Below are 490 nucleotides of genomic sequence, written 5' to 3' on the forward strand. Positions count from 1 at the left end.
TTGCCAATAAGAATGGTTTTAACAAAGGTTAAAGGATTTGAAAATTCTGAAGATGAATTAAGCGATGATGCCTTAAAAGCCTTATCAGAACAAGAAAACAACTTTATTAAATTATATCCTAATCCTTTTGAGAATGATTTAATTGTTTCTTATTCTTTAGAAGAAAAAGCGACAGTAAAAGTAGAATTATTGGATTTGAGTGGAAATTCAATAGTAGAATTAGAAAAAGAAGTACTTCAAGAAAAAGGTAGTTATAATTATTTTGTTGATGGTACTCATTTAGAAAAAGGAATGTATATCATCACTGTAGTGGTTAACAACCAAAGAGAAACAAGAATTGTAGTAAAAAAATAATTGCATAAAAAGAAATGAAAAATATATACAAACAATTATTACTAGCAGTATTCTGTATTGTTAGTATTAGCATGGAGGCTCAAAAGCAAGAAGACGAATATTTAATACGCTCAAAAGATCCTCTAGCTGGAGCAAC

Annotated in this window: 1 protein-coding gene; it reads left to right on the forward strand. The window is 28.2% G+C overall.

Annotated elements, in window-relative coordinates; translation table 11 throughout:
• Positions 1–354: T9SS type A sorting domain-containing protein (locus tag Q0873_RS18175; RefSeq protein ID WP_299110215.1), on the forward strand; the 354-nt coding region annotated here is incomplete at its 5' end.
• Positions 355–490 lie beyond the last annotated feature (136 nt).

It is taken from the genome of uncultured Tenacibaculum sp. (assembly GCF_947498805.1).
Lineage (GTDB): Bacteria > Bacteroidota > Bacteroidia > Flavobacteriales > Flavobacteriaceae > Polaribacter.